This window comes from Bradyrhizobium sp. (assembly GCF_035273305.1).
Lineage (GTDB): Bacteria > Pseudomonadota > Alphaproteobacteria > Rhizobiales > Xanthobacteraceae > Bradyrhizobium.
Window position 1 is genome coordinate 1 of record NZ_DATEPI010000142.1, and the last position, 6,652, is coordinate 6,652.

Genomic DNA, 6,652 nt, shown 5'->3' on the forward strand with positions numbered 1-6,652 from the left:
CGAAGCGGCCGTGATCGGAGTACCCGACGAAAAATGGGGCGAGGCGGTCAAGGCGATCGTGGTGATGAAGCCCGGTCGGAAAGCAACTGCCTCCGACATTGTCAACTTCAGCCGCGAACGTATCGCTGGCTTCAAGGCGCCAAAATCGGTGGAGTTCATCGAAGCCCTGCCGCGGAATGCGTCCGGAAAGATTTTGCGCCGGCATCTGCGCGATCCTTATTGGGAAGGCAAGGACCGTCAGGTGAATTGATGCCGCCGGGCTCACTTCTTCGCGGCTCGATCTCGCATAATCCGGCGGCGCTCCTTGGCTTCATCCGACCAGACCTCATCCAGTTTGTAGGACTCGGCCACGACTCTGGCGCCATCCGGAAACGTCACCCAAGGCAGTTTGGAAGATGTGAAGATGTGGATGTCAGGAGGATACTCGCCGGGACTGTCCATCGTGCCAACGCGCACGAAGCGGACCATCGGCCCGGCTTGCGGGTAATTGCTCCAAATCGCTACCTTGCAGTTGGGACAGCGGGCGATCCTCTGCCCTCTGCCGCTGGCGGTCGGCGTTTGGATGAACTCCGGCTCGGCCTTCAGGTGTTCGACACGGTTCGCCTCGTAGAGCGCATTGAGAGCATGAGCGGTGCCGGTTTCGCGCTGGCACCAGGAGCAATGACAGGCATGAACGATAAGCGGTTTGCCCGCCAAGCGATATCTGACATGTCCGCAAGTGCAGCCGCCTTCCATGATCATGCTTCCGCTCAATGCTTCGCCGCGCCCATATACCCGAACAGAAACCCTGCGACTTTGCGCTTCTGAATTTCCTCGCTGCCTTCGGTAATGCGATAGCGCCGGTGATGCCGGTAGATATGTTCGAACGGTTTGTGGCGCGAATAGCCCATCCCGCCATGCACCTGCATGGCGCGGTCGGCGGCTTCACAGCACAGCCGGTTTGCCCAGAAATTGCACATCGAAACCTTGTCGGAAAGCGTGTGCTCGACCTGCGCCTGGGTCAGTTGGTCCATCTCCCACGCCGTCTTGCGAATGAGCAATCGTAGCATCTCGGCTTGCGTGGCCAGTTCGACCAGCGGCCACTGGATTGCCTGGTTCTCCGCCAGCGCATGCCCGAACGGCTTACGCTCGCGCGCGTATTTCACGCTCTCCTTAATGCAGTACACGGCAGCGCCGAGTGAACTCGCGGCCTGCCGGATGCGGTTCTCGTGCACAAAGCATTGCGCGAGTGACAACCCACGACCGATTTCGCCGAACAGCGCGTCCTCAGGCACGAACACGTCGGTGAAACTGACGCGGGGATGATCGGTCGGCATGTTGAAGGTCCACATGTATTCTTCGACCTTCACGCCAGCGCTCTTTGCCGGCACCAGAAAGCAGGTGATACCCCGGGCATCGCCATCATTGCCGCTAGTGCGCGCAAACAGCGCGCAATGGGTGGCGACGTGCATTCCGGTGGTCCACATCTTCTCGCCGTTGATGAGCCAACCGTTGACGCCATCGCGGGTGGTCTGCACTGCGCGGGTTTCCATGTGGGTTGCGTCCGAGCCGTGCTCGGGCTCGGTCAGGCCGAAGGTGATACGGTATTTTCCGGTGATCGAGCCTTCGATCATCGCCTTCTGATCGTCACGGCCATAGCGGTCGAGCATGGTCACCAGCGGCAGGTTACCGACGATCGAATGCTCGTTCTGCAAATCATTGTGCAGGCCAAGCCCCTTGGAGGCAAAATGCTCGCGGATCACAGCCATCCAGAGATTGGAGCCATCCCGGCCGCCGTAACGCTTGGGAATTGCGAAACGCAAATGGCCGGCCTTGTCGGCGAGATTCTTTACCTTGCGAAGCAGCGCTTCCCACTCATGCCTCGGCAACCCGCCATTTTCGAAATCGGTCCGAGCCCATTCGCGCCGGTGATCGAAGAAACGGACGTTGTCATCGGCCTCCTCGATCGGCTTGATCTCGCGCGCAATGAAGCGATCGAGTTCGTCGAGATAGGCGACCAGATCGGCCGGCAATGCAAAATCCAACTCAGTTCTCCCTCATGCGCATTTTTCGTTCGCCACGCCGTGCAAAACGTTTTTTTCGATTAAGGTCGGACGCCAAGCTCAAGTCAAGCAACCGAAGACGGCCTGTGAGGCGCTGTCCATTGCGCAATTGGGTGGCATCAGACGGGTTGGGCGAGCTAGTATAGAAGCATAGAAAAATCCACGGGAGCAGACATGGACTTGAAATTTTCGACAGTCACGCGCAAGGGCCCGGTCACGATCGTGACGCTGTCTCGTCCCGAGGTCTATAACGCCCTGCATACGGATGCGCATTTCGAGCTTAACAAGGTGTTCGACGACTTCTCCGCAGATCCCGAGCAATGGGTGGCGATCGTTACCGGCGCGGGCGACAAGGCGTTCTGCGCCGGCAATGACCTCAAATGGCAGGCAGCTGGAGGAAAGCGCGGCTGGGACAAGGGCGGATTTGCCGGACTGACATCGCGTTTCGATTGCGACAAACCGATCATCGCGGCGGTCAATGGCGTCGCCATGGGCGGCGGTTTCGAGATCGCGCTGGCCTGCGACCTTATTATCGCCTCCGAGAATGCGACGTTCGCTTTGCCCGAGCCGCGCGTCGGCCTGGCGGCGCTGGCTGGAGGATTGCACCGGCTACCCCGCCAGATCGGGCTGAAACGCGCGATGGGCATGATCCTGACCGCGCGCCATGTCGGCGCCCGTGAGGGGCACGAACTCGGTTTTGTCAATGAGGTGGTGCCGCAAGGCGAAGCGTTGGCGGCGGCCGAGCGCTGGGCCGAGACCATATGCAAGAATAGCCCGATGTCGATCCGCGCCTCCAAGCAGACGATCCAGAGAGGCCTCGGCGTGTCGCTGGAGCAGGCGATGGCCGAGCAACGTGAATACCCGGCCGTGAAAGCCATGACGGAGTCGCAGGATTACATCGAAGGCCCGAAAGCATTTTCGGAAAAGCGGCCACCGAGATGGCTTGGCAAGTGATCGCCGCCTCACTTGTTAAGTTCGCTCTTGTATGAGGCATAGTTCGGCTGGTCGACCGCGAGCTTTTCCATCGTGGTCTGCCACAGATGGTGCGCAAGGCCGGGCGTCTGCAGATCAAGCTCACATTTCGCGATGCGATCGGCGAGCAGCTTATTGAGTTCGCCGAGCGAACCTTGCGTGCCCAGTATCTGCGACAGCCGGGCGACTTCCGCCGCGTCGCTGCCGTGCTCCAATTTAAGCTGTCGCGCCACCAGATCGAGCGCGTTGATCGATACCCTCAGCTTGAATGCCTGGTGGCCGCTGATTTGAGGCGCAATGTCGTTGCGGAGGAAATCCGCCACCGCCTTGATCAGTTCTTCCGGGTTCGGTTCATCTTGCATCTCTGACTCGCTTTGCAGCTTTCAGGCTCACGGCTGGCGCGGAGAAAGCAGCCGCAACAGATCGATTTCGGTCTCGGATGAGCGGCGACCGATAATGGCCCGCTCAATGGAGTGTTCGGGCCCGGTGCGAAAACGCTGCATCATGCCACAGCACATCACGCCCCACCGCAACGTACCCATAACCTCCCAGAACATGGCGCGTTCGACATCGACGCGACGACCCGTGGCTTCATATCCGGCGAACAGCTCCTCCCGAGATCCAAACCCGCCGACGGGTTTGTCGATCTCGCCGAAGCGCCACGAATTGACGCAGATCCAGCCCAGATCCTCCATCGGATCGCCAAGGTGCGCGAGCTCCCAATCCAGCACCGCGCGCACGCCATCCGCGCCTATGATGAGATTGCCATGGCGAAAGTCGCCGTGCACCAGGGTCACCTCCGGGGGCGGACCTGGATCGCGCTCACGCAGCCAGCGTAGCGCCAGTTCGAACACCGGCCGCGGCCATTCGAAGCTGCGATAGTCCCGTTCAAGTTCGGTGATTTCTCCTGTCGCCGTCATGCGGCGAAGCGCAGGCAATTGAGCGACCGGTAATCCATGAATGCCCGCGAGTACCTTCCCGAGCTGCCGCGCCAGCAACGGGCGTACTTGAGCAAATTGCTTATCCCGCAGGATCTTGCGCGGAATAGTTTCACCATCCACTCGCTCCATGATGAATCCGGTGCCGAGCCCGTCATGCGGCTGCAGGACATGCATCACGCGTGGCGACGGCAGGCCGGCATGATGCGCAAGCTGCATCAAACAGGCCTCGGCATTCAGTCCGGCCGCGCGGGACGGCGCCGCGCCGTACCCTTGCGGCGCCCGTCGCAGGATGGCGCCGATGTTGCCATCGGGATGCACGATATCAAACGACCAGGTCTCCTGACTGGCGCCGCCGGACAATCTGACCGCGGCGGTCACGCCTTTCGCGCCCGGACACCACGAGGCAACGCAGTCGCCGAGCAACGCCTGCATTATCTACCCTTGAACTTCGCCGGACGCTTCTCGAGGAAAGCGGTGACGCCTTCCTGGAAGTCTTCCGCCGCGCCAGCGACACGTTGCGATTTGAACTCAAGATTGAGCTGATCCTCGAACGAGTTCTCGGGGCTTTCCCAGTACAGTTGGCGGATCAGCGACAGCGCAACCGTGGGGCCGTTCGCGAGTTCATGCGCAAGCTTCATGGCTTCTGCCATCAGCACCGCGTCATCATAAACGCGGTTGACCAGGCCCCAATCCAGCGCCTTCTCGGCCGGAAGCCGTTCGCCCATCAATGACAACTCCACCGAGCGCGCCTTGCCGATCAGCCGGGGCAAGAGCCAGGTCGATCCGCAATCCGGCACCAGCCCGATGCGCCGGAACGCCTGTAGAAAATAAGCCGATCGCGCGCACAGGATCATGTCACCCATGAGCGCAAAGCTCATGCCGGCGCCGGCGGCCGGGCCGTTGACTGCAGTGACCAGCGGGCAATGCAGGTTGCGCAGCCTGCGCAGGAAGGGATGAAAGCCGATCTCGAGCGAAGCGCCGGCGTTGCTCTTGCCCGGCTTCTGGTTGTTTCGGCCCTGCAAGTTGGCCCCGGTGCAGAATGCGCGCCCGGCACCAGTCAATACAACGCAGCGGAGCTCGGACTTTTGCTCTTCGATCGTGTCGAGTGCCTCGGCGAGACCTCCGAGCATGTCCATCGAAACCGCATTCATTACTTCCTGATGGTCGAGCCTCAGAATGGCCACGGGGCCGTCGACATCGAGCGTGGCGTGCTTGAACTGCATTGATTTCCTCTTGGGGTGTCGGCGGCTGTTATTCCGTCCCGCGGCGAAACGTTTCGATTATCCGGGCCATATTTGATTTTCTGAGCGGGCTTGTCCATGGTCGTCGAAGAAGCCCCTGCCCGTCATCAGACCGCAACCTTTAGACTTGCAGCAAACGGATTGGAACGCTCATGAGTATTTTCGACCTGACCGGCCGCGTGGCCGTCATCACCGGTGGCAATGGCGGCATTGGCCTCGGCATCGCACAGGCGCTGGCGACCGCCGGCTGTAACGTCTCCATCTGGGGCCGCAACGCCGACAAGAACGCGAGCGCAGCGGCAACCATGGCCGGGTGCGGCGGCAAGGTGGACACCCGCGTCTGCGACGTCACCGACGCTGCCGCCGTGAAATCTGCAATGGCGGCTACGCTTGACCGGTTTGGGCGGGTCGATGGCTGCTTCGCTAATGCCGGAATCGGCGGCGGCGGGCGGCACGCCTTCATCGACCGCACCCAGGAACAATGGCGAACGATGTTCGCAACCAATCTCGACGGCGTCTTTCATGTGTTTCAGGCGGCAGCACGCCACATGACCGACCGCGCCGGCGCCGGCGATCCGTTCGGCCGCCTGATTGCGACATCGAGCCTGGCTTCGCTGTTCGGCACCGCGCGCAACGAGCATTATGCCGCGACCAAAGCTGCCATTAACGCGCTGGTGCGGGCGCTTGCTGTCGAGTTGGCGCGCCACGGCATCACTTCCAATGCCATCCTGCCCGGCTGGATCAAGAGCGACATGACCGCCGGTATCATGGGCAACGAGAAGTTCGTGGCCAATGTGATGCCGCGAATTCCAGTGCGGCGTTTCGGCGAGCCCGGTGATTTCGGCGGCATTGCCGTTTATCTGATGAGCAAGGCATCCTCTTATCATACCGCCGACTGTTTCGTGATCGATGGCGGCTACACGGCGTTTTGAGAATTGCCGGTCATCGCGGTTTGCGCCATTGCACTTCGAACGTGAATCCACCTCCCCGCTTTCGGGGGACGACGCTGATAGAGTTGGCGCGCACGGAGTTTTCCCCATTGTGGCGAGCGAGGCTTGCTCTTTCTTATCTCGCCCTTTCTTTATGGGTTCGAGACGAGCAAAGCTCGCTCCGGGGGTGGCGCGAAGCGCCGGGTGGGGTCGTTTCTCGCATGCCGAAACAGCCCCCCACCCTGCACATCGTTCGCTCCGCTCACGATCTGCTTTCCCTCCCCACAAGTGGGAGGGATAAGAAAGAGCAGCCGCGCTCAATTCCAAATTTTCAAACAGGCAGACAATCCGCCCACACCTCTTCGATCTCGCCGCGCATTTCCGCGCGAGTTTTGCTAGTCGTAAAGCCATCTGAAATTCAGAGGGCGTGGGGAATGCCGGGTGCTCGATGCACCCGCAGCCTCGCGTGGGAAAAAATAGAACCACACGAGCGTAGTCACCGCGAGGTTCACCGGATTCACCCGGCA

8 protein-coding genes are annotated in these 6,652 nt (G+C 60.8%); 3 read left to right on the forward strand and 5 right to left on the reverse strand.

Features of this window, described 5'->3' with window-relative positions; genetic code table 11:
• Positions 1-250 (forward strand): AMP-binding enzyme (locus VJV58_RS09685; protein ID WP_414641459.1); only part of this gene is annotated, 250 nt, incomplete at its 5' end.
• 11 nt (positions 251-261) lie between these two features.
• On the opposite strand, the gene VJV58_RS09690 is transcribed toward VJV58_RS09685, so the two are convergent.
• Together VJV58_RS09690 and VJV58_RS09695 are read right to left on the reverse strand one after the other, a co-directional pair.
• Positions 262-735 carry a GFA family protein gene (locus VJV58_RS09690; RefSeq protein WP_324137122.1) on the reverse strand — a complete coding sequence of 158 codons (474 nt, stop codon included), beginning with the start codon at positions 733-735 and terminating at the stop codon, positions 262-264.
• Positions 736-749: 14 nt separating this feature from the next.
• Positions 750-2,024 carry an acyl-CoA dehydrogenase family protein gene (locus VJV58_RS09695; protein WP_324137123.1) on the reverse strand — a complete coding sequence of 425 codons (1,275 nt, stop codon included), beginning with the start codon at positions 2,022-2,024 and terminating at the stop codon, positions 750-752.
• A gap of 192 nt (positions 2,025-2,216) precedes the next feature.
• Here VJV58_RS09695 and VJV58_RS09700 point away from each other — a divergent pair, with 192 nt between their 5' ends.
• A complete protein-coding gene (locus tag VJV58_RS09700; protein ID WP_324137124.1) occupies positions 2,217-2,996 on the forward strand; it encodes an enoyl-CoA hydratase-related protein in 780 nt (259 codons plus the stop codon).
• Between the two features lie 8 nt (positions 2,997-3,004).
• On the opposite strand, the gene VJV58_RS09705 is transcribed toward VJV58_RS09700, so the two are convergent.
• The 3 genes from VJV58_RS09705 to VJV58_RS09715 are packed head-to-tail and all read right to left on the reverse strand — an operon-like array spanning position 3,005 to position 5,178.
• Entirely contained in the window at positions 3,005-3,376 is a 372-nt protein-coding gene (locus VJV58_RS09705; protein WP_324137125.1) for a DUF6285 domain-containing protein, read from the reverse strand.
• 27 nt (positions 3,377-3,403) lie between these two features.
• A complete protein-coding gene (locus tag VJV58_RS09710; RefSeq protein ID WP_414641460.1) occupies positions 3,404-4,387 on the reverse strand; it encodes a phosphotransferase family protein in 984 nt (327 codons plus the stop codon).
• A complete protein-coding gene (locus VJV58_RS09715) occupies positions 4,387-5,178 on the reverse strand; it encodes an enoyl-CoA hydratase/isomerase (RefSeq protein WP_324137126.1) in 792 nt (263 codons plus the stop codon). The genes VJV58_RS09710 and VJV58_RS09715 overlap by 1 nt, the downstream gene beginning before the upstream one ends.
• Before the next feature lie 170 nt (positions 5,179-5,348).
• On the opposite strand from VJV58_RS09715, the gene VJV58_RS09720 reads away from it, so the two are divergent.
• Complete coding sequence (locus VJV58_RS09720) at positions 5,349-6,128, forward strand: SDR family oxidoreductase (RefSeq protein WP_324137127.1); 780 nt, start codon at positions 5,349-5,351, stop codon at positions 6,126-6,128.
• The last annotated feature ends 524 nt before the right edge of the window (positions 6,129-6,652 follow it).